Source organism: Mesorhizobium sp. CNPSo 4661, assembly GCF_057784215.1.
Genome location: NZ_JBWGIO010000007.1, coordinates 241346 through 263077 on the forward strand (window position 1 = coordinate 241346; position 21732 = coordinate 263077).

Here is a 21732-nt window from a genome sequence, read left to right on the forward strand (position 1 = left end):
GTTGTCATAAGGGCAACTATCCCCTCAGCGCAGCCCGGACCGACGCGGTGATTTTCCGCAATTCCGTCTCATCGAGCCTCTCGATGCTTTCAGCCAAAAGATTGGCCAGCTCGGTGGCCGCCGGCGACAGGCCAGACGTGTCGATCCTGACTCTGGGGTGCGAGCTTTCGGCGAGACGGACAAGATCCTCGGCATCGTCCCAGATGATGTTGAAATAGCCGATGATCTTCTGGATCAGCGTCCAGGTCGGGGCGCCGCGGCGGCCGTGCTCGAGCGCCGACAGATAGGCGGCGCTAACGCCGATGGCCTCGGCCATCGCCTTCTGGCTGACGCCGCGCTCGGCACGCAGCGCCCGGAGCTTCTCGCCGAACGGGGTCATGCCGGCCGGCTCATGAGCGTATCCGCCGCAGCCGTACATAGAGCGCGCCCGAGCCGCCATGGTTGCGGGCCGCGTGATCGTGGCTGGACACAAGATGGCGGAAAGCCGGCGTCGACAGCCAGGCCGGCACGGCGCGGCGCAGGATGCCGTCGCCGCCGGAGGACGAGCCCTTGCCGGTGATGATCAGCACGTAACGGATGCCGCCGGCATGCGCCCGGTTGAGGAAGGTGAGCAGCAGCGAATAGGCCTCGTCCTGCGTCATGCCGTGCAGGTCGACACGGCCTTCGATCGGCAGCCGGCCTTTTTTCAGTTTTTGCAATGTCTGATCGTCAAGCGCATGCGAGACGTGCGGCGTCTTCGGCTTTGCCGCCACGGCCGCAACGCCATTGGCGGCAGGGCGCGGCGGCTCGGGCTTGGGCTCGACGATGTCGGGGGGCTCGACGGCGGCCTTGCCTTTCAGCGGCCGGGCCGAACGCGCCACCAGGTTCCACAGGATGCGGTCGTCATCGCTGAGATGATCGTCGCGGCGGCTCACCGGCGCGCTCTGCCGAACAGGCCGCGGGGGACCAGGGCATAAAAATCCGCCGCGTTGCGGACCACGCCGGCGATCTCGCCGGCGGCGTCGCCCGAGCCGGCGAAGAGATCGCCGCGCGCGGGTCCGGTGATGGCCGAGCCGGTGTCCTGGGCGATCATCAGCCGCCGGAACGGTTTTTGGTCGAAGGCGGTGAGCGTCGGCGCGTCGATATAGAAGGGCGTGCCGAATGTATGCAGCAGGCGGTCGACCGCGACGGAGCGTCCCGGCGTCAGCGGCACCTTGGCGGCGGCGATCGGACCGAGCCTGACATCGTCGACTTCGGCTTCGCGGAAGAATATGTAGGAGCGGTTTTGCCACAGGATCTCGTCGACGCGGTCGGGATGCGCCTTGAACCAGGCACGGATCGACTGCATCGTCACCTTTTCGAGCGGTATCTCGCCGAGCTCGCTCAAGGTCTTGCCCGGGCCGGTGAAGCGTTGGCCGGACTTGGCGGCGTAAGTGACGCGGGCGAGCCTGCCATCGGTCATCTTCAGCCGCGCCGCACCCTGCACATGGATGAAGAAGGCATCGACCTTTTCGGCGAGCCAGGCGATTTCCAGGTTCCGGCCGGCAAGCGCGCCGCGCTCGATTTCGCCGCGGTCGAAATATTCGACGGGAGCAGCATTCGTCCGGCGGGCGAAGGCCAGATAGGGGTCCATGCCGGCCGGCCGGTTGCCGTCGTCAATGTCGATCAGGTCGGCGGGGCGGGACAGCAGCGGCACGGTGAACCGCTCCGTCCTGACCGGCGAGGCCTCGACCTCCGGCTCGTAAAAACCGGTAACGAGACCGGCGCTGCCACCTTCACCTTTCACCAGCATCGGAACGAAATGCCGTTCGAAGAAGGAGCGCGCTTCCAACCGATTCGGCTCCGAAATGGCACGCGCCTCGGCATAGGCCTCGGCAAAAGCGTTGAAATCGACGCCGAGCGATCCTGTGCGGTAAGGCTTTATCGGGGCGTGAAAGGCCGAGCGGCGGAACGCCGCAAAAGCCGCGCGGTGGTCATCCCCGGCCCATCCGGGCAGGTCCCTGAACGACTTTTGGCTGAATGTGGGAGAGAGCGGCACGACCGAGCCCCGCCGCTTAGAGCCGGATGATTTCAGGTCGAACCGACCTGAAATCTGAATCCGCCTCTAATTCAAAGAGATGGAGCATGATGTGATCCGAAAACCGCCCCACACTTTTCGGCATCATGCTCTAGATCAATCTTCTTCTTCGGTGGCGACGAGCTTCCAGTTCGGGTCGCGCGAGCGGGTGTCGCGGGCGAAGGTCCAGACATCCTTGACCTCGGCCACCGTCTCCGGGTCGCCGTCGATGACGGCGCCGGCCTTGTCGCGGGTCGCCGAGATCAGCTCGGAGACGACGCGCAGCGTGATGTGCGCTTCCGAGCCCTTCATTTCGGCGGCGACGATGTCGGCCTTGTCGATGCCGACGAAGGACGACTGGATCTTCTCCGATTTGGCCTCGCGTTCGCCGATCGCGGCGACAAAACCGTCATAGACTTCGCGCGACAACAGGTTCTTCAGCGTCTTACGGTCGCCGTCGGCATAGGCCATGACGATCATCTCATAGGCCATCTTGGCGCCGTCGACGAAGCCCTTCGGCTCGAAGGACGCGTCATTGTCCTTGATGGTGCGCAGGCCCTTGTTGAGATCGGTGTCGGGCTTGGCGAAGGCGTCGATGTCGGCGTAGGTCTCGGGCGCTGTTTCGCCCGGCGCGCGCTTGCGCGGCAGCGACACGACATTTTCAGGCTTCTGCGCCGCATCGGCCTCGCGGGTACGGCTCGCCGAATAGGGATCGAAGGGCGGACGCTCGTTTCCGGTGCGACGACCAAGCACGTTGCGCAGCTGGAAAAAGATCACAACCGCCGCAATCAGGAAGAAAATCGTGCCGAAGTCGAAGAAACCCATATTTTCCGCCAACCCGATCCTGTCCTTGCCGGACCGGCATAGCCCCCTCGGGGGACCGCGGTCGCATAGCGTTCAACACTCAAAGCATATAGAACGGCAGGCGCAATCATTCAAATCAAAGGCAGCCATACCTATCTAAGGGCGCCAAGGCCAGCGGCGATTGCCGCGAGCGCCGCAAAAGAAGAAAGCGATCGGTCAAAGACTTGCGCATCTCGTTCATCCCGTTGTTCCTGCTCCTGCTGCCGCTGCTGGAGATCGCCGGCTTCGTCGTCGTCGGCCGCGAAATCGGCGCTTTGGCGACGGTCGGGCTGGTGATCCTGTCCAGCGTCGCGGGCAGCCTGCTGCTCCGGCATCAGGGTTTTGGCGTCATGACGCGGGTGCGGACGGAGATGGATGCCGGGCGCGACCCCAGCCGACAGCTCGCGCATGGCGCGATGATCGTGCTCGCGGCGATCCTTTTGATCATCCCGGGCTTCATCACCGACATCTTCGCCATTCTTCTGTTGCTGCCGCCGGTGCGCGACCTCGCCTGGCGCCTGCTCAAGAACCGCATCGTCATGGCGACAAGCTTCTCGAGCGGCTTTTCGGCCCGCCGGCGCGACAACGTCATCGACCTCGACGACACAGACTATTCGCGCGACGACTATCCGAACCGGCCGGACCACAATTCACCCTGGCGGCGGCTGAAGAACGACTAATCGCAGCCCACTGTCCCGCACAGGCGGCAAAACTTGTTTTGTCCGGCCGACCATGGTAGCGAACCCGCGATTTCAATCCGGTCAGCAATGCTGCCCAGGCAAAAGGACTTTAAGGCTCATGGCCAGCAACGACGACGCGGCGACCGGCGCCGCCAACGGCAACGGCACCCAGAACCAGCCCTCGCTCAATGTGCTTGCCCAGTATGTGAAGGACCTGTCCTTCGAGAGCCCTGGCGCGCCGAATTCGCTGCGCGGCCGCGACAAGGCGCCGGGCATCGCCATCAACGTCAACGTCAACGCCAATCCGCTCTCGGACAAGCAGTTCGATGTCAATCTGACGCTGAACGCCAAAGCCTCCTTCGACCAGGAAGTGCTGTTCAATGTCGAGCTGGTCTATGGCGGCGTCTTCGCCATCTCGGGCTTCCCGCAGGAGCACATGCTGCCGCTGCTCTTCATCGAATGCCCGCGGCTCCTGTTCCCCTTCGCCCGCCAGATCATCGCCGACGCCACCCGCAATGGCGGCTTCCCGCCGCTGATGCTCGACCCGATCGATTTCGCGCAGATGTTCCAGCAGCGCATCGCCGAGGACCAGGCGGCGGCTGGCAAGGTCCAGGTGAGCTGAGAGGGCGCACCGCTACGCATCGAGAGCCCGGCTTCGCGCCGGGCTTTTTTGTTGGCGACGTCTGAGATTAGTGAAGGCCTCCGTGCCGTAGTCATTCTAGGGCGGAGCAAGGAGCGAAGCGACGCGCGCAGACCCTAGAATCCATGCCGTGATGCCAAGGCGTTGCAACGGTTACAGAATTCTGTACCGCTGCGCTCTATGGCAGAGGTCGCGGCATGGATACTCGGTCAAGCCCGAGTATGACGACGTCACGAGGGGTTCTGCCATTCTCCAACGTCGGCGCTTCAGCACCCCGCTCAGCCCGCGGTCGCCACCTTCAGCCACAGCGCCTTTTCGCCCAGCGTCGTAACCAGCCCGGCATGCGCCGCGCGGTCCGTTTCGCTCAACCGTGGCGGCAGGGCGATCGGCCTTGCGCCGATCGAGATGTCGATATCGGCCACCTCGCCGTTGCCGTTCATTTGCACCGCCACGGCCTCCAGCACCAGCGCCGCCTGCTTGCCGCCGATGAGCTCGATATAGACCTCGGCCAGCAGTTCGGAGTCGAGCAGCGCGCCGTGCTTGGTGCGGCGGGTGTTGTCGATGCCGTAGCGCCGGCAGAGCGCGTCCAGCGAATTCGGCCCCATCGGATGCTTGCGGCGCGCCAGCGCCAGCGTGTCGACCACGCGGCCGGGATCGATGGCGGCCTGCTCGAGCCGGCTGAATTCGAGGTTGAGGAAGCCGATATCGAAAGTGGCGTTGTGGGCGATCAGCTTGGCGCCGTCGGTGAAGTCCAGCCATTCCTGGGCGATTTCGGCGAAGGTCGGCTTGCCGACAAGGTCGGCGGCGCTGATGCCGTGCACGGCCTGCGCCTCGGCGTGGATGGCGCGCCCCTGCGGATTGATGAATTTGTGGAAGGTGCGGCCGGTCGGGAAGCGGTTGACCAGTTCGACGCCGCCGAGCTCGATGATGCGGTCGTCGCGCAAATCAAGGCCGGTGGTTTCCGTATCGAAGATGATCTCACGCATTCGAATCAGCAGGTCTTGGCGAATCAGTTGTTTTTGGCACGGGTAGCATCGTGCTTCGGCGAAAAATGGCAATGCCGGCTGCTGACAGCAAGAGTCAGGAGGACGGTGTGTCCGCCTTATCCCCAGAGCATGATGCCGAAAAGTGTGAAGCGGTTTTCGGACAACATCATGCTTCCTCAACACAGTGATTTTGAAAGATTGCAGACTTGTCGGGTTAGGCCATCAACGTCGGTTTGGGGTAGTCAGCGCAAACGCTGGCGATGAGCTGAAGGCTCTGAACCTCGTCATTCCAGGGCGGAGCAAGGAGCGAAGCGACGCGCGCAGACCCTGGAATCCATGCCGTGACCTGGACCGAAGTGTGCAACGGCACAGAATTCTGGACCGCCGCGGCGCTTCCAAGTCACGGCATGGATCCTCGGGTCTACGCGCGTCGCTTCGCTCCTTGCTCCGCCCGTGGATGACGACCGCGATAGGCGTCTCGGCCAATCGCCAAGCCATGGTATCTACCAACGCACACGAACCAACCGGTCAGAACTTCTGTGTTAGCGTACTAACAATTCGCCAATGACGGCCTCGACCGACTTCCGCGCCGCCTCGAAGCCATTTCCGGTGTCGATGATGAAATCGGCCTGGCGGCGCTTTTCAGCGTCGGGTACCTGCTTGGCGAGGATCGACGAAAACTTCTCCTCACTCATGCCCGGCCTGGCGAGCACGCGCTCCCGCTGGATGTCGGGCGACGCGGTGACGACCACGACCTTGTCGACGCGGCTGCGCCCTCCCGTTTCGAACAGCAGCGGGATGTCGAGCACGGCGAGCCGCGCGCCGGCGGCGCGGTGCTTGGCCAGGAACGCATCGGCATCGGCGCGTACCAACGGGTGAATGATGGCCTCGAGCTTTCTCAGCGCGGCGGGATCGCCGAGCACTTTTCCGGCGAGCTTGACGCGATCGACCACACCCGCCAGCGTCGTGCCCGGGAATGCCGCCTCGACCAAGGGGGCTGCCTCGCCCGAATAGAGGCGGTGCACGGTCTCGTCGGAATCATGCACCGGCACGCCAGCCTCGGCGAACATCTTGGCCGTCGCCGACTTGCCCATGCCGATCGATCCGGTTAGGCCGAGGACGATCATCAACGGCCCTCGATGTCGGCGACGATCATGCTTCGCAGCTCGGGCGTGACGTCGGGCTTCCTGCCGAACCAGCGCTCGAAGCCAGGCACCGCCTGATGCAGCAGCATGCCGAGCCCGTCGACCGTTTTTAGGCCCCGCGCCCTGGCGGCGGCGAGCAAAGGCGTCTCCAACGGCACATAGACAATGTCGGTGACGATGGCGTGGTCCGGCAACGCGCCCGGATCGGCGGACAGGGTCTCATTGCCATGCATGCCGAGCGAGGTGGTGTTGATGAGCAGGCCGGCATCGCCGAGCAGCTCACCGAGCGCATCTCCGCCATGCGCCGAGGCGCCAAAATGGCGCCCGAGTTCTTCGGCGCGGCCGAGCGTCCGGTTGACGATGCGGATGTCCCTCACCGCGCGCTCCTTCAGCGCATGGATGACCGCGCGGGAAGCGCCGCCGGCGCCGAGCACCACGGCCGGACCGTTGGCCGCCCAGCCCGGCGCATATTGGTCGAGGTTGGCGGCAAAGCCGTAGCCGTCGGTGTTGCCACCCCACAGGACCCCATCCTCGAACCACAATGTGTTGACCGCGCCGATCGCGTCGGCCGCGTGATCGCGACGGGCGACGCCGGCGAAGGCCGCCTCCTTGTGCGGGATGGTGACATTGCCGCCGCGAAAACCATTATCGCCAAGCGCCTTCAGGAAGGACGCGAAATCATCCGGCGCGACGTCGATCGCTTCATAGCTGCCATCGATGCCGTATTGCGCCAACCAGTAGCCGTGGATCTGAGGCGAGCGCGAATGGGCGATCGGATGTCCGGTCACGAAGGCCTTTTTCTCAGCCATCGATGGCCCCCAGTTCGCGCAGCTCCTTAAGCACCGCGAGGAGCGGCAGGCCGACGATGGTGAAGTAGTCGCCCTCGATCTTCTCGAACAGCTGGATACCTTCGCCCTCGATCTGGTAGGCGCCGACGCTGGTCAGCGCCTTGGCGCCGACCAGCGCCAGATACCGGCCGATGAAAGCGGGATCGAGCTTGCGCATGGTGAGGCTCACGACGCCGACATGGCGCCACAGCACTGCGCCGTCGCGGCAAAGCACGGCGGCGCTGTTCAGCTGATGCGTCTTGCCCGAAAGCGCGAGCAGATGGCGACGCGCGCCTTCCATGTCGGCGGGCTTATGGAAGATCTCGTCGCCCAACGACAGCGTCTGGTCGCAGCCGAGCACCAGCGCGCCCGGCCTGCGCTCGCTGACCTCGGTCGCCTTGGCCTCCGCCAGGATCGACGCGACATCCTCCGGCGAGACGCCGCTGTCCTTCAGCGGAGCCTCGAGCGCGCGCTCATCGACATTTGCCGGCACCGCCTCGATGTCGAGGCCGGCATTGACGAGCATCGCGTTGCGGTAGGGACTGCCCGAAGCGAGGATGATTTTTTCCGGCATGTTCTTCGCCCAACTAGCTCCCTGACGCTGTTGACCTATCGTTTCTCCGGGGGTCCAGCACAAACTTTGAAGAATGGCCAAAGCCTTACGAACTTCGTCATCCTAGGGCAAAGCAGGAGCGAAGCTCCGTCGCGAAGACCCTAGGATCCATGCCATAACCTCAACCGAGGGGCGCAGCGGAGCAGAATTCTACACCGTCGCAACACTTCGACGTCACGGCATGGATCCTAGGGTCTATGCCGCGTCGCTTCGCTCCTTGCTCCGCCCTAGGATGACGAAGTGGCTGGCGTCTCGGCCAATCCCAGTTACCGTGTCTTTCCCCGCAGGGCAACGATCGCGGCCGCCGTTTCCTCGATGGAGCGGCGGCTGACGTCGATCATCGGCCAGCCATGTCTCGTGCAGAGTTGGCGCGCATAGGCGAGCTCCTCGTTGATCGCGGCACGATCGACATAGTCGGTCGACACATAGGGGGCGGTGTTGCCGAGGATGCGGTTTTGCCTCACATGAGAGATGCGCTCGGCCGTGGCGATCAGGCCGACGACCAAGGGCGTCTTGGCGGCGATCAGGCTTTCGGGCAGCGGCACGCCGAGCACGATCGGGATGTTGGCGGTCTTGATGCCGCGATTGGCGAGATAGATTGAGGTCGGCGTCTTCGAGGTGCGCGAAATGCCGATCAGCACGATGTCGGCATCGTCCATATTGGCCGGCAGTTGGCCGTCATCATGCTCCATGGTGAAGTTCAACGCATCGATGCGGCGGAAATATTCGGCGTCGAGCACGTGCTGGGCGCCGACGCGGCGGCCGGCCGGCGTGCCGAGATAGGACTGGAAGACGGTAAGCACCGGTTCCAGCACCGAGACGCAAGGCAGGCCCATCGCCGCGCAGCGCTCGTCGATCGAGCGCGCCAGCTTCTGGTCGACCACCGTATAGAGAATAATGCCGGGCTCCTCCTCGATATCCTCGAAGACCTTGGCGATCTGCTTTTCCGTGCGGATCAGCGGATAGATGTGCTCGATGGCACGTGCATCCTTGTACTGGGCGGATGCAGCGCGGCCGGCCGCCAGCAGCGTCTCGCCGGTAGCGTCGGAGATCAGATGCAGATGGAAGAAGCTCTGAGGTTTGTTCACAGGGGATGGGTCCAGGCTGTGGGCAATTGTGGACAAGGCTGGGTGAGCAGGCCTTGGGTCGGGAGGCGACTGTATCAGATGGCCGCTTGTCCACAATTCGACCCGCTGTAGGCTTTGTCGCGGCGCTGGGGACAAAACTGGGGATCAACTTTTCCTGGCCGGTTTCATCCACAGCACGGAGTTTGGAACGAAAAGCTCAAGCTTTTGACTCCAAAGCTAGAATCCGCTTCGTCCCCAGATCCCTCCAAATTGCGAAAGCGAGTACGCGACAATATGCTGACTGGCCTTTTCGGCCCGCAGGCTGGACAGGTCGCAATCATCACAACCAACAGACTCTTAGAATCAGAAGACTCTTTTAAAATAGATATTTGATTTAGAGGGACTGGAGAGGGCAGCGCTGGATGGCTGGGAAACGGATCATGCTGGACGTCCTCAAGGGCGAAGCGGTTTCACCGCCGCCGCTCTGGATGATGCGCCAGGCGGGCCGCTATCTTCCGGAATATCGTGAGACAAGGAAGCGAGCGGGATCCTTCCTCGATCTCTGCTACGATCCGGACCTCGCGGTCGAGGTGACGCTGCAGCCGATCGAGCGCTTCGGCTTCGACGCCTCGATCCTGTTTTCCGATATCCTTGTCGTGCCCAATGCCTTGGGGCGGGATGTTCGCTTCGAAGAGGGCCGCGGACCGATCCTGAAGCCGATCTCGGCATCGGAGATTCCGGCGCTGAACGGCGACATGTTTCACGTGAATCTCCAACCGGTCTACGAGACCGTGCGCCGGCTGCGCGCCAAACTGCCCGACGAGACCACGCTGCTCGGCTTCTGCGGTGCGCCCTGGACAGTGGCGACCTATATGATTGCTGGGCACGGCACGCCCGACCAGGGCCCTGCCCGGCTTTTCGCCTATCGCGAGCCCGAGGCCTTCGGACAGCTTCTGAAGATTCTGGCCGACCATTCGGCTGCCTATCTCATCCGCCAGATCGAAGCCGGCGCCGATGCGGTGCAGATTTTCGATTCCTGGTCGGGCGTGCTGGACCAGCCGTCCTTCGAGGCCTTCTGCGTCGAGCCGGTGGCCGAGATCGTGCGGCAGGTGAAGGCGGTTCACCCCGGCGTGCCGGTGATCGGTTTTCCGAAGGGCGCCGGTGAGCGTTATCGCGACTATAGGGCAAAGACCGGCATCACCGGCCTCGGCCTCGACTGGACCGTGCCGCTGTCGATGGCGAAGGAACTGCAGCGCGACGGAGCGGTGCAAGGCAATCTCGATCCGCTGCGCCTGGTTGCCGGCGGCAAGGCGCTGGCCGACGGCGTCGATGCGATCTTGAGGACTTTGGGTGGTGGGCCGCTGATCTTCAACCTCGGCCACGGCATCACGCCGGAAACGCCGGTGGCGCATGTCGAGGCGATCGTGAAAATGGTGAGGAGCCGGCGATGAGCAATGTGGGCAACGAGAATAGCACCGGCCAGGCGATGATGCGCATGGTGGTCGGCATTGTCGTGCTCGTCGTGCTGACGGCGCTGCTCTATTTCGTGGCGGGTGACGGCTTCTATCCCTGGGCCAAGGCGATCCATGTGATTGCCGTCATCGCCTGGATGGCCGGCATGCTCTATCTGCCGCGGCTCTTCGTCTATCACGTCGATGCCGTGAAAGGCTCGGTGCAATCCGAGACCTTCAAGGTGATGGAGCGCCGGCTGCTCAGGGGCATCATCAATCCGGCGATGATCGTGACCTGGGTGTTCGGCCTGTGGATGGCCTGGAAGATCTTCCATTTCGAAGGCGGCTGGCTGCATGCCAAGATCGCCCTGGTGCTCGTCTTGTCGGGTCTGCACGGCTATCTCGCCGCCGCGGTCAGGAAATTTGCCGAGGACAAGAATGAAAAACCGGCGCGGCACTGGCGGATCATCAACGAGATCCCCACATTGCTGATGATCGCCATCGTCATCCTGGTCGTCGTGAAGCCGTTCTAGATCGCGAGCATGATCTTTTCCGAAAACCGGTTCCCACTTTTTGCTTACGCTGACCTTCGGTTCGGGATCATGCTTTAGGCTTCCCCGTCAGGCTGGGACCCCGCAAAAGGCGGCTTGCTCTTTCAGACGACCGACGATAAAAGACGGGTCTTCCTTCCCGTCATGCGCCGCCCCTTTACTCGCTTTCGGCCGCGCCCGGCATTTGTCGTATTCAGCCGATTTTCTCCCCAAAGCCTACCCAGAGTCTATCTAATGCAAGAAATGAAACTCGCAGAGTTCAAGAACAAGAAGCCGCCAGAGCTGATCGCTTATGCCGAGACGCTCGAGGTGGAGAACGCCAGCGTCATGCGCAAGCAGGAGCTGATGTTCGCGATCCTGAAGAAGCTCGCCGCCCAGGACATCGAAATCATCGGCGACGGTGTGGTCGAGGTGCTGCAGGACGGCTTCGGCTTCCTGCGCTCGGCCAACGCCAACTACCTGCCGGGTCCCGACGACATCTATATCTCGCCGTCGCAGATCAGGCGCTTTTCGCTCAAGACCGGCGATACGGTCGAAGGACCGATCCGCAGCCCGAAAGAGGGCGAGCGCTATTTTGCGCTGCTCAAGGTCAACACCATCAATTTCGACGATCCCGAAAAGATCCGTCACAAGATCCACTTCGACAATCTGACGCCGCTCTACCCGACCAAGCGGCTGAAGATGGAGATCGACAATTCGACCTCCAAGGACATCTCGCCGCGCGTGATCGATCTGGTCGCGCCGATCGGCAAGGGACAGCGCGCGCTGATCAACGCGCAGCCACGCACCGGCAAGACGGTGCTGATGCAGAACATCGCCCATTCGATCACCGCCAACCATCCGGAATGCTACCTAATCGTGCTCCTGATCGATGAGCGTCCGGAGGAAGTGACCGACATGCAGCGCTCGGTGAAGGGCGAGGTGATCTCCTCGACCTTCGACGAGCCGGCGGCGCGCCACGTGCAGGTCGCCGAAATGGTGATCGAGAAAGCCAAGCGCCTGGTCGAGCATGGCCGCGACGTCGTCATCCTGCTCGATTCGATCACGCGCCTCGGCCGCGCCTACAACACCGTGGTGCCGTCATCCGGCAAGGTGCTGACCGGCGGTGTCGACGCCAACGCGCTGCAGCGCCCGAAGCGCTTCTTCGGCGCCGCCCGCAACATCGAGGAAGGCGGTTCGCTGACCATCATCGCAACCGCGCTGATCGATACCGGCAGCCGCATGGACGAAGTCATCTTCGAAGAGTTCAAGGGCACCGGCAACTGTGAAATCCAGCTCGACCGCAAGGTGGCCGACAAGCGCATCTACCCGGCGATGGACATCCTCAAGTCGGGCACCCGCAAGGAAGACCTGCTGGTGCCGCGCGCGGACCTGCAGAAGATCTTCGTGCTGCGCCGCATCCTCGCGCCGATGGGCACGACCGACGCGATCGAGTTCCTCATCGACAAGCTCAAGCAGACCAAGACCAACGCGGATTTCTTCGATTCGATGAATACGTGATTGGAGGGGCCAAGCGCCCCTCCTCTTCGTCATTCCAGGACGGAGCAAAGAGCGTAGCGACGCGCGGAATCTATGCGGTTAGGCCAGGGCGTTGCTGCGGTGCAGAATTCTGCACCGTCTCATTCTGAGACAAAGGTCACGGCATGGATACTCGGGTCAAGCCCGAGTATGACGACGTCGCGGGAGGCCTCGGCTAATTTCCAGCCTCGGCGCCAGAAGCGGCCGCTCGACCCATCGCCATCTTCAGCCACAGGCTTTTTGTTTTCACGACCTTGGCGACTTGCCGCGGTAGCCGTTCGGTCGTCATTCTAGGGCGAAGCAAGGAGCGGAGCGACGCGCGCAGACCCTAGAATCCATGCCGTTACCTTTGAGCTTTGCAGCGGTCCAGAATTCTGCACCGTGCTTTCTACGGCAAGCGTCCCGGCATGGATCCTCGGGTCAAGCCCGAGGATGACGAAGCTGTCATTCCCGCCGCAACAGCTTTTCCAATTCCTTCGGTTCCGTCACCACCGGCAGGCATACCTGCCCGCTGCAGAACCAGGCGCCTGGCTTGTCCGTCGGCGGCAGCACGCCGCCCGGCAACAGCGGTCGATTCGCTTCCGTACCGATCGCCACGACAATATCGACACGGCGCGGGTCCGGATTCCGATTCGCAACCGGAACGAGGCTTGACAACTCTGGTTTGTCGACAATGACGAGCTTCAGTGGTTCGAGCGCCAGCGCGCAGGCATTGACGATGCCGGCCTGGCCATAGGCCTGCTGTGATGCGCGGCCCATCGCATGCTCGGCGGTCGTCCAGGCTTTTTCCCAGAGATCGAGGTCGCCGGTGAGGGACGACAGCCGCACCAGCGCCTCGACGATCTGGCCGGTCGCCGAGGGAATTGCCTCATCGACATCGCCGCGGATGCGGATCGGAACGTCGCCGCTGTCCGACGCCGTCAGCCAGTAGCCGGTCTTGTCGCCGTCCTGGTGCCAGCGGTCGAGTTCGCCGATGAACTCCAGGGCGCGATCGGAATAGGCCGGATCGCCGGTCGCCTCGAACAGCGCGATCGCCGCGTTGGTCATGGCGGCGTAATCGCTCGACAGCGCCGGAAAGAGTTTCTTGGCGCCAAGCATGGAATGCGGCAAGCGGCCGCCCTGGCTCGCCCCAACAATATAGGCGAAGGCTCTTGCGGCGGCGTCGATCCAGTCGCGCCTGCCAAGCGCGCGGCCCGCCTCGGCAAGTGCGGCGATCGTCAGCCCGTTCCAGTCGGTAAGCGCCTTGCCGTCGCGGCCCGGCCTGACGCGCTGTTCGCGGACGGCCAGCAGCCTTGCCTTCAGCGGCGCGAGCTGACCATAGTCGGCGATGCCTTGGCTTTGCTGCGCCGCGCTCTGGCGAATGATCGGCTTGCCTTCCCAGCCGTGCGGCGCGGCGAGCTCGAAATAGCGGAAGAAGATGGGGGCATCGCCGCCGAGCGCGGTTTCGATCTCCTCGCGGCTCCAGGTGTAAAAAAGCCCCTCTTCGCCGTCGCTGTCGGCGTCGAGGCTGGCGGCGAAGGCGCCGCCTTCGACCAGCATCTCGCGCAGCAGCCAGCCGACGGTCTCTTCGATTCGCACCCGGAACAAGTCGTTGCCCGTGGCGGCATAGGCCCAGTTGCACAGGCGGATGAGCTGGGCGTTGTCGTAAAGCATTTTCTCGAAATGCGGCACCAGCCATTCGGCGTCGGTCGAGTAGCGGCTGAGGCCGCCACCGACATGATCGTAGATGCCGCCGGCGAGCATTTTTTCAAGGCTGAGGAGCACCGCGTCGCGATGCGCGGCCTGGCCGTCGCGCAGCCAGGACAGCCAAAGCGCGTGCATGAACGGCGCGTTGGGAAACTTTGGCGCGCCCTTCAAGCCGCCGAGATCGCGGTCGATCATGCCGTCGATCCGGCTGGCAAGATCGGCGGGCCCGTCGCGGTCGAGAACAGCCTTGCCCTTCGTGCCGGCCAGCCGCTGCTCGACATGGGCGGTCAGCCCGTCGGCGCTTTCCGCGAGGCTCTGCTGCTTTTCGCGCCAGGCCTTGTCGATCGCCTCAAGCACCTGGATGAAGCCAGGCCTCCCGTAACGCGCCTCGCGCGGGAAATAGGTCCCGCCCCAGAAAGGCTTGCCGTCGGGCGTCAGGAACATGGTCAATGGCCAGCCGCCCTGCTCGCCCATGGCGTGCAGCGCGGCCATATAGATCTGGTCGATGTCCGGCCGCTCCTCGCGATCGACCTTGATATTCACGTAGAGCCGGTTCATGACGGCCGCCACGGCATCGTTCTCGAAGCTTTCATGCGCCATGACATGGCACCAGTGGCAGGCGGCGTAACCGATGGAGAGCAGGATCGGCCGCTGGAGCTCCTTCGCTTCGGCAAGGGCCGCGGGCGACCAGCCGCGCCAATGCACGGGATTGTCGCTGTGCTGCTGCAGATAGGGGCTGGCCTCTTCGGCAAGCAGGTTTCGCGCGGGCAGGGTCAAGATGGGCGGGCTCGGCTCTCGGGTTTGGCAAGTTAAAGGCTAGGGCGGTTCGGTAGGTCCGGCAAATGATTTCCAAGGATTCAATTGTTGCGCTGTCAAGCGGCAGGCTGCCCGCCGGCCTTGCCGTCATCCGTATTTCCGGTTCGAAGACTCGATTCGTGGTCGAAACGATTGCAGGTGCCGTTAAGGATCGGTTTACCACGTTGCGGAGGCTCAGGGCGGCCGACGGTTCGACGATCGACCATGGCCTTGTCCTGTTCTTTCCAGGGCCCGGCAGCTTCACCGGCGAGGATGTTGCCGAATTCCATGTTCACGGCAGCCGGGCCGTCGCGGCAAGGATGCTGGAGACAATCACCCGTTTTGAGGGCGTCAGGCATGCCGAGCCCGGCGAGTTCACGCGTCGTGCCTTTCTCAACGGCAAGCTCGACCTCGTGGAGACGGAGGCATTGGCCGATCTGGTCAATGCCGAGACGGAAGCGCAGCGCCGCTTTGCCTTGCGCAACGCGGAAGGCGCGCAGAGCAAGCTTTATTCAAGCTGGCGCCGCCGGCTGATCCATGCGCGCGCCATGATCGAGGCGGAGATCGACTTCGCCGACGAAGAGGATGTGCCAGGCTCCGTTTCGGATGCGGTCTGGTCGGACGTGGCGGTGATGATCGGCGAGATCGAGCGGCATGTCGAAGGGTTCAAGGCGGCGGAGATCATCCGCGACGGCTTTGAGGTCGTCATCCTCGGTGCGCCGAATGCCGGCAAGTCCAGCCTGTTCAACACGCTGGCTAGGCGCGAGGCGGCAATCGTTACCGACGAACCGGGCACGACGCGCGATCTGCTCGAGGTCGTCATGGACCTCAACGGGCTGAAGGTTCGGATCGTCGATACGGCTGGGTTGCGGGAGGCCGCGGGCAAGGTCGAGTCGATCGGTATCGAACGGGCCAGGGCCAAGGCCGGTGAAACGGACCTGATCCTGCTTTTGGAGGACATGGCCGACCCGGTCCCCGTCGGCGAGGTTTCGAGCGGGGCTCCGCTGCTCAGGGTCGGGACGAAGTCGGATATCGCCAGAGCCGGGGCTGGCGAATATGACCTGGTGATCTCTTCCAGGGACGGTACGGGGATAGGTTCCCTGCTCGCCGAGATCGGCCAGCGCGCCGCCGCGGCAGCCGGCGATGCAAGTGAAGTCCTTCCGTCAAGGCTCCGCCACGTCGAGCTTCTCAAGGAGGCGACGGGCTTCCTGCGAGCGGCGCTGGCCGGGCGTAGCCAGGAATTGCGGGCCGAGGAGTTGCGGCTGGCCGCGGACCGGCTCGGCCGGATCATCGGCGCGGTCGACGTCGAGGATCTGCTCGACGTCATCTTTTCGCAGTTCTGCATCGGTAAATGATTCACGTGAAACACAGCTGTCCCCTGCCCGGGGAGTGACTCACGTGAAACACCCACGGATGCGCGATTTATGTTTCACGTGAAACGAGCCGGGTCTTCGTCCTTGACAGAGAGATGTCGCGGGGACATGTGTCGGCATCTCTGAAAGCGGATTCTTGGAAAATGACCAATCACTATGACGTGGTGGTGGTGGGCGGCGGCCATGCCGGCTGCGAGGCGGCAAGTGCGGCCGCGCGGGCCGGCGCCAGGACCGCGCTGGTCACGCTGCGCTTCGACACGATCGGCGTCATGTCCTGCAATCCGGCGATCGGCGGTCTCGGCAAGGGACACCTCGTGCGCGAGATCGACGCCATGGACGGGCTGATGGGCCGCATCGCCGATGCCGCCGGCATCCAGTTCCGGCTGCTCAACCGCCGCAAGGGCCCGGCCGTGCGCGGTCCCCGCACCCAAGCCGATCGCAAGCTTTATCGCTTGGCCATGCAGGAAGCGATTCGGCAGCAGAACAATCTCGACGTGGTCGAGGGTGAGGTTCTCGATCTCGAGATCGAAGACGGCCGCGTGGCCGCCGTGCTGGTTTCCGGCGATCGGCGGCTGGCCTGCGGCGCGGTGGTGCTGACCACCGGCACCTTTCTGCGCGGTCTCATCCATATCGGCGAGAGGAGGATCGTCGCCGGCCGCATGAACGAGCAGGCAAGCATGGGGTTGTCGGCGACTATGAGCCGCGCGGGTTTCAAGCTCGGACGCCTGAAGACCGGCACCCCCCCTCGCCTCGATGGCCGCACCATCGACTGGGCCTCCCTGGAAAGCCAGGCGGCCGACGAAGATCCGGTGCCGTTCTCGCTGATGACGGACGCCATCGTCAATCCGCAGATCCATTGCGGCATCACCCGCACCATGCCGGCGACGCATGAGTTGATCCGCGCCAATCTCGGCCGCTCGGCCATGTATTCGGGCTCGATCGAAGGCGTCGGGCCACGCTACTGCCCGTCGATCGAGGACAAGATCGTCAAGTTTGGCGATCGCGAGGGCCATCAGATCTTCCTCGAGCCGGAAGGTCTCGACGACGACACCGTCTATCCGAACGGGATCTCGACCTCGCTGCCGGAAGACGTGCAGCTCGACATTCTGAAGACCATTCCCGGGCTGGAAAAAGCGACCATGCTGCAGCCTGGTTACGCCATCGAATATGACCATGTCGATCCGCGCGAATTGAAGACGACACTGGAGACGAAGCGCGTCGCCGGCCTGTTCCTGGCCGGGCAGATCAACGGCACCACCGGTTATGAAGAGGCCGGCGCGCAAGGCCTGCTCGCCGGCATCAACGCGGCGCGGAAGGCCTCAGCCGGTGAAGAAGTCGTGCTCAGCCGCACGGAAGCCTATATCGGTGTGATGGTCGACGACCTGACCAGTCGGGGCATCGCCGAGCCGTACCGGATGTTCACCTCGCGTGCCGAGTTCCGGCTGTCGCTACGCGCCGACAATGCCGACGAGCGGCTCACACCCTTGGCCGACTGGCTCGGCATCGTGGCCTCAACGCGGATGCAGCGGTTCGGCGAGATCGCACTGAAACTCGATCAGGCCCGCGCGCTGGCAAAATCGGTGACGCTGACGCCGAACGAAGCGGGGCGGCATGGGTTGGAGATCAACAAGGACGGCGTGCGCCGCTCGGCTTACGAGCTGCTCGCGCACCCTGGCGTCGACATGGCTTGGCTGGCACGTGTCGAGCCGCGTTTTGCTGGGCTCGACGCCAAGACGGCGGAGCGGCTCGAAACGGAAGCGAAATATTCGGTTTACCTCGATCGCCAGCAAGCCGACGTCGCGCAGATCAGGCACGAGGAGTCGCGGCTCATACCCCAGACCATCGATTTTTCGGATGTCCCGGGACTTTCGAACGAGTTGAAGCAGAAGATGAAGACGCGCCAGCCGCGTTCGATCGCCGATGCGCAGCGCATGGAAGGCATGACGCCGGCGGCGCTTGCCATCATCGTGGCACATGTCCGCAATGCCGAGCTCGCCGCGCGAAGGGACGTGGCGTGAGCACCTGGGAAGATCTGCAAAAGGCGGCGGGTCCGGTTTCACGTGAAACATTCGAGCGGCTGCAGGCCTTCGAACAGCTGTTCCTGAAATGGAATCGCAGCATCAATCTGGCGGCGCCGTCGACGCTGGACGACGTCTGGCGCCGCCACATCCTGGACAGCGCCCAGCTTGCGCGAATCGCGCCTGCGGCAACACGCTGGGTCGACCTCGGCTCGGGCGGCGGTTTTCCCGGATTGGTGCTGGGTTTCCTGCTGGCGGAGCGTCCGGGCGCGTCGATTGCCCTGGTTGAAAGCAACCGCAAGAAGGCTTCGTTCCTGCAATCCATCATAGGCCAGTTCGATTTACCGGCGCGTGTCGTAGCCAAGCGCATCGATGACAGCTATGGGCTTGTTTCCACACCGGAAATCGTCACGGCGAGGGCGCTGGCGGCGCTGCCGGACCTGCTCGATCTATCGGCGCCCTGGCTGACCGAGGGGGCGCGCGCGCTGTTCCACAAAGGCCGGGATTACCGTGCCGAAGTGGAAGAAAGCACTCACCGCTGGGGTTTCGATCTGGTAGAACATTCGAGCGTGACCGACGCCGAAGGCGTCATCCTCGAAATCACCGAATTGCGCCCGGCGACCCGCAAATGAATTACTGGCATAGGCCCATGAGCACAGCACCGCGTATCATCACTGTTGCCAACCAGAAAGGCGGTGTCGGCAAGACGACGACGGCCATCAACCTGGCTACGGCATTGGCGGCCATTGGCGAGCGCGTGCTGATCGTCGACCTCGACCCGCAAGGCAATGCCAGCACCGGGCTGGGAATCGATCGCAAGGACCGCACCGTCTCGTCCTATGACGTGCTGACCGGCGAGCTTGAGTTGGAGCAGGCCGCGGTGCCGACGGCGGTGCCGGGCTTGTCCATCATACCCTCGACGCTCGACCTGCTCGGCATCGAGATGGAAATCGCCTCGGCGCCCGACCGCGTGCTCAAGCTGCGCAACGCGCTGCGCGCCGCGGCCGAGCGTTCGGCGCCGTTCGGCTATGTGCTGATCGACTGCCCGCCCTCGCTCAACCTTTTGACTTTGAATTCAATGGCGGCGGCCGATTCCGTTCTCGTGCCGCTGCAATGCGAGTTCTTCGCGCTCGAAGGCCTCAGCCAGTTGCTCGAGACGGTCGAGCAGGTGCGCAATACGATCAATCCGGATCTCACCATCCAGGGCATCGTGCTCACCATGTATGACGGACGCAACAACCTCGCCAACCAGGTGGTGCAGGATGTGCGCACCCATATGGGCGACAAGGTGTACGAGACGATCATCCCGCGCAATGTGCGGGTTTCCGAGGCGCCGTCCTATGGCAAGCCGGCGATCCTCTATGACCTGAAGTGCTCGGGCAGCCAGGCCTATCTGCAGCTCGCCTCCGAGGTGATCCGCCGCGAGCGCAAGCTGCGCGCCGCCTGAGCCACGCCCTTTGCGGCAGCCTGGTTAACTAGCCGATTCGATTCCGAAACGATCTGGACAATATAATGAGCGAAGACCAATCAAGAAAAAGACTGGGCCGCGGCCTCGCGGCGCTGATCGGGGAAATCGACCGTCCGGCGGCGCCGGAAAAGCCGAGCGCCGTGGTAGCGGCGGACGGCAAGGTGCCGATCGAGTTCGTCAGCCCGAACCCGAAGAACCCGCGCCGGCATTTCGGCGATGCCGAGCTCACCGATCTCGCGCAGTCGATCCGCGAGCATGGCGTGGTGCAGCCGGTGGTGGCGCGCCCCTCGCCGTCGCAACCCGGCCGCTACGAGATCATCGCCGGCGAGCGGCGCTGGCGGGCGGCGCAGCGCGCCGGCCTGACCGAGATCCCGCTGATCGTGCGCGACGTCAACGACCGCACCGCGCTGGAACTGGCGATCATCGAAAACGTGCAGCGCGCCGATCTCAATCCGGTCGAGGAAGCGCAAGGCTATCAGCAGCTGATCGACGAGCATGGCTACACGCAGGCCGATCTCGGCCAGGTGATCGGCAAGAGCCGCAGCCATGTCGCCAACACGCTGCGGCTGTTGAAGCTGCCCAATGTCATCCACGACATGCTGGTCGACGGCGATCTGTCGGCCGGTCATGCCCGCACGCTGGTGACGGCGCAAGACCCGGCCGGGCTAGCCAAGCGTATCGTCAAGGAAGGGCTTTCGGTGCGCCAGGCGGAAGCGCTGGCGCAGATGCCCGCCGGCCCGACGCCGGCCAAGACCAAGACCGCGGCAGGCGCGCCGGACAAGGACCCCGACACGCTGGCGCTCGAGAAGCTGATGACCGACACGCTCGGCATGATCGTCAGCATCGAGCATAAGGCCAAGGGCGGCTCGCTGAAGGTTAGCTATCGCTCGCTCGACCAGCTCGATGAGCTCTGCCGGCGATTGAAGGACGAGCGGTAGGCGGTTGGGGTAACGGTATTCGGCTGGTATATGAGGTTTCGGCTTAAGGTTGGATACGCCTGATATATCGGTGATAGACAATGAAGGGCTGGCGATGCGCCGGCCTTTTTTTGTTTGGCGATGGTGAAGGTGGCGACTTCTCTCTCGGGAAAGATGCCGGCAAGGCATAGTGGTTGCGAAGGCCAACATTTCCTTCGTCATTCTAGGGCGGAGCAAGGAGCGAAGCGACGCGCGCAGACCCTAGAATGACGAAGGATAGGTCGGCATTCCTTCACGCGATGCCTGCAACTTGACAGTGCCGGGCATCGGCGTAACCTGCATTAGATACAGCTAAACTATATATGCCCTGGCGTGCCGAGCAGTCGCAATGTCGGGCTATATGCCGTTTGTATGATGCGAACGGCGCTACCTCGCCAAAGCGACATGCCGACGCGTCCGACACAATGGGAGGCGCAAATGGCAGTCCGTTGGCAGTTATCCGGCAGTTACTTCGAGAATTGCAGCTGCGATGTCGTATGTCCCTGTCTGCTGTCCACCAATCCGCAGCTGACATCGAAGCCGACGAAAGGCATTTGCGACGTCGCTTTGGTTTTTCATATCGATAAGGGCAATTTCGGCGACGTTCGCCTGGATGGCCTAAGCGTCGCGATGGTCGCTCAGACGCCAGGTCCGATGGCGGAAGGCAATTGGACGGCGGCCGCCTATATCGACGACCGTGCGGATGACCCGCAAACGGAAGCGCTAGGCGCCATCTTCACCGGCGCCGCGGGTGGGCCGATGGCTGCCTTCGCGCCGATGATCAGCACCAATCTCGGGGCCAAGAAGGTACCGATCAGATACCAGGTCAACGACAAGAAGCGGTCGGCGGAGGTTGCCGGCGTGATGAAGCTGGCGGTCGAACCGTTGCCGACCATGCGCGAGGACGGCGAGATGTGGGCGGCCACCGGCCATCCCGTCAATCCCGACTGGCTCGGCCTGGCGGTGGGGGTGGAAGGCAACACTTTCAGCGACCATGGCATGAGTTGGGATAATTCCCGTCGAAACGCGCACTACGCTCCGATCAATTGGTCCGGGCAGCAATAGTCCCTGCCCGCATGG

General features: G+C 63.4%; 21 protein-coding genes. 11 read left to right on the top strand and 10 right to left on the bottom strand.

Annotated features, from left to right (window positions below):
* Window positions 1-16: 16 nt before the first annotated feature.
* The 4 genes from AC0YKC_RS12890 to AC0YKC_RS12905 all read right to left on the bottom strand — a co-directional run bounded on the left by AC0YKC_RS12890 (window position 17) and on the right by AC0YKC_RS12905 (window position 2860).
* Complete coding sequence (locus AC0YKC_RS12890; protein WP_320298237.1) at window positions 17-379, bottom strand: helix-turn-helix domain-containing protein; 363 nt, start codon at window positions 377-379, stop codon at window positions 17-19.
* A 10-nt stretch (window positions 380-389) separates the two neighbouring features.
* Complete coding sequence (locus AC0YKC_RS12895; RefSeq protein ID WP_488511300.1) at window positions 390-914, bottom strand: Smr/MutS family protein; 525 nt, start codon at window positions 912-914, stop codon at window positions 390-392.
* Window positions 911-2017, bottom strand: a complete 1107-nt coding sequence (mltA, locus tag AC0YKC_RS12900) for a murein transglycosylase A (RefSeq protein WP_488511301.1) — start codon at window positions 2015-2017, stop codon at window positions 911-913. Before mltA ends, AC0YKC_RS12895 begins: the two co-directional genes overlap by 4 nt.
* Window positions 2018-2152: 135 nt before the next feature.
* On the bottom strand, window positions 2153-2860 hold the full coding sequence (locus AC0YKC_RS12905; protein WP_320298234.1) for a Tim44/TimA family putative adaptor protein: 708 nt from the start codon (window positions 2858-2860) through the stop codon (window positions 2153-2155).
* A 203-nt stretch (window positions 2861-3063) separates the two neighbouring features.
* Between AC0YKC_RS12905 and AC0YKC_RS12910 the strand changes: the two genes are divergently transcribed.
* Together AC0YKC_RS12910 and secB are read left to right on the top strand one after the other, a co-directional pair.
* Window positions 3064-3558 carry an FxsA family protein gene (locus AC0YKC_RS12910; RefSeq protein WP_320298233.1) on the top strand — a complete coding sequence of 165 codons (495 nt, stop codon included), beginning with the start codon at window positions 3064-3066 and terminating at the stop codon, window positions 3556-3558.
* A gap of 118 nt (window positions 3559-3676) precedes the next feature.
* Entirely contained in the window at window positions 3677-4180 is a 504-nt protein-coding gene (gene secB / locus AC0YKC_RS12915; RefSeq protein ID WP_320298232.1) for a protein-export chaperone SecB, read from the top strand.
* 296 nt (window positions 4181-4476) lie between these two features.
* Here secB and dnaQ read toward each other — a convergent pair whose 3' ends face one another.
* From dnaQ to AC0YKC_RS12940, 5 genes are all read right to left on the bottom strand, one after another.
* Window positions 4477-5184, bottom strand: a complete 708-nt coding sequence (dnaQ, locus tag AC0YKC_RS12920) for a DNA polymerase III subunit epsilon (protein ID WP_320298231.1) — start codon at window positions 5182-5184, stop codon at window positions 4477-4479.
* A 542-nt stretch (window positions 5185-5726) separates the two neighbouring features.
* Window positions 5727-6311: a dephospho-CoA kinase gene (gene coaE / locus AC0YKC_RS12925; RefSeq protein WP_488511303.1), complete on the bottom strand. Its 585-nt coding sequence runs from the start codon at window positions 6309-6311 to the stop codon at window positions 5727-5729.
* Window positions 6311-7138, bottom strand: a complete 828-nt coding sequence (locus AC0YKC_RS12930; RefSeq protein ID WP_488511304.1) for a shikimate dehydrogenase — start codon at window positions 7136-7138, stop codon at window positions 6311-6313. Before AC0YKC_RS12930 ends, coaE begins: the two co-directional genes overlap by 1 nt.
* Window positions 7131-7730 (bottom strand): Maf-like protein, encoded by a 600-nt coding sequence (locus tag AC0YKC_RS12935; RefSeq protein ID WP_488511305.1) that lies wholly within the window; start codon window positions 7728-7730, stop codon window positions 7131-7133. Before AC0YKC_RS12935 ends, AC0YKC_RS12930 begins: the two co-directional genes overlap by 8 nt.
* Window positions 7731-8035: 305 nt before the next feature.
* Entirely contained in the window at window positions 8036-8857 is an 822-nt protein-coding gene (locus tag AC0YKC_RS12940) for a pyruvate, water dikinase regulatory protein (protein WP_320298227.1), read from the bottom strand.
* A 401-nt stretch (window positions 8858-9258) separates the two neighbouring features.
* Between AC0YKC_RS12940 and hemE the strand changes: the two genes are divergently transcribed.
* The 3 genes from hemE (at window position 9259) to rho (ending at window position 12338) form a co-directional block, all read left to right on the top strand.
* Window positions 9259-10287, top strand: coding sequence for a uroporphyrinogen decarboxylase (hemE, locus tag AC0YKC_RS12945; RefSeq protein WP_488511306.1), 1029 nt, complete (start codon window positions 9259-9261; stop codon window positions 10285-10287).
* Complete coding sequence (gene hemJ, locus AC0YKC_RS12950; protein ID WP_488511307.1) at window positions 10284-10820, top strand: protoporphyrinogen oxidase HemJ; 537 nt, start codon at window positions 10284-10286, stop codon at window positions 10818-10820. The genes hemE and hemJ overlap by 4 nt, the downstream gene beginning before the upstream one ends.
* Before the next feature lie 252 nt (window positions 10821-11072).
* Complete coding sequence (rho, locus tag AC0YKC_RS12955) at window positions 11073-12338, top strand: transcription termination factor Rho (RefSeq protein WP_140783138.1); 1266 nt, start codon at window positions 11073-11075, stop codon at window positions 12336-12338.
* 462 nt (window positions 12339-12800) lie between these two features.
* Here the strand turns inward: rho and AC0YKC_RS12960 are convergent, their stop codons facing one another.
* A complete protein-coding gene (locus tag AC0YKC_RS12960) occupies window positions 12801-14819 on the bottom strand; it encodes a thioredoxin domain-containing protein (RefSeq protein ID WP_488511308.1) in 2019 nt (672 codons plus the stop codon).
* A gap of 65 nt (window positions 14820-14884) precedes the next feature.
* Here AC0YKC_RS12960 and mnmE point away from each other — a divergent pair, with 65 nt between their 5' ends.
* The 6 genes from mnmE to AC0YKC_RS12990 all read left to right on the top strand — a co-directional run bounded on the left by mnmE (window position 14885) and on the right by AC0YKC_RS12990 (window position 21717).
* Window positions 14885-16192 (top strand): tRNA uridine-5-carboxymethylaminomethyl(34) synthesis GTPase MnmE, encoded by a 1308-nt coding sequence (mnmE, locus tag AC0YKC_RS12965; protein WP_488511309.1) that lies wholly within the window; start codon window positions 14885-14887, stop codon window positions 16190-16192.
* 161 nt (window positions 16193-16353) lie between these two features.
* Window positions 16354-18228, top strand: a complete 1875-nt coding sequence (gene mnmG, locus AC0YKC_RS12970) for a tRNA uridine-5-carboxymethylaminomethyl(34) synthesis enzyme MnmG (RefSeq protein WP_488511310.1) — start codon at window positions 16354-16356, stop codon at window positions 18226-18228.
* Window positions 18225-18860, top strand: coding sequence for a 16S rRNA (guanine(527)-N(7))-methyltransferase RsmG (gene rsmG, locus AC0YKC_RS12975; RefSeq protein WP_488511311.1), 636 nt, complete (start codon window positions 18225-18227; stop codon window positions 18858-18860). Before mnmG ends, rsmG begins: the two co-directional genes overlap by 4 nt.
* 17 nt (window positions 18861-18877) lie before the next feature.
* Window positions 18878-19675 carry a ParA family protein gene (locus AC0YKC_RS12980; RefSeq protein WP_320298219.1) on the top strand — a complete coding sequence of 266 codons (798 nt, stop codon included), beginning with the start codon at window positions 18878-18880 and terminating at the stop codon, window positions 19673-19675.
* Window positions 19676-19740: 65 nt separating this feature from the next.
* Window positions 19741-20634 carry a ParB/RepB/Spo0J family partition protein gene (locus AC0YKC_RS12985; RefSeq protein ID WP_320298218.1) on the top strand — a complete coding sequence of 298 codons (894 nt, stop codon included), beginning with the start codon at window positions 19741-19743 and terminating at the stop codon, window positions 20632-20634.
* 423 nt (window positions 20635-21057) lie between these two features.
* A complete protein-coding gene (locus AC0YKC_RS12990; protein WP_430699296.1) occupies window positions 21058-21717 on the top strand; it encodes a DUF1326 domain-containing protein in 660 nt (219 codons plus the stop codon).
* The last annotated feature ends 15 nt before the right edge of the window (window positions 21718-21732 follow it).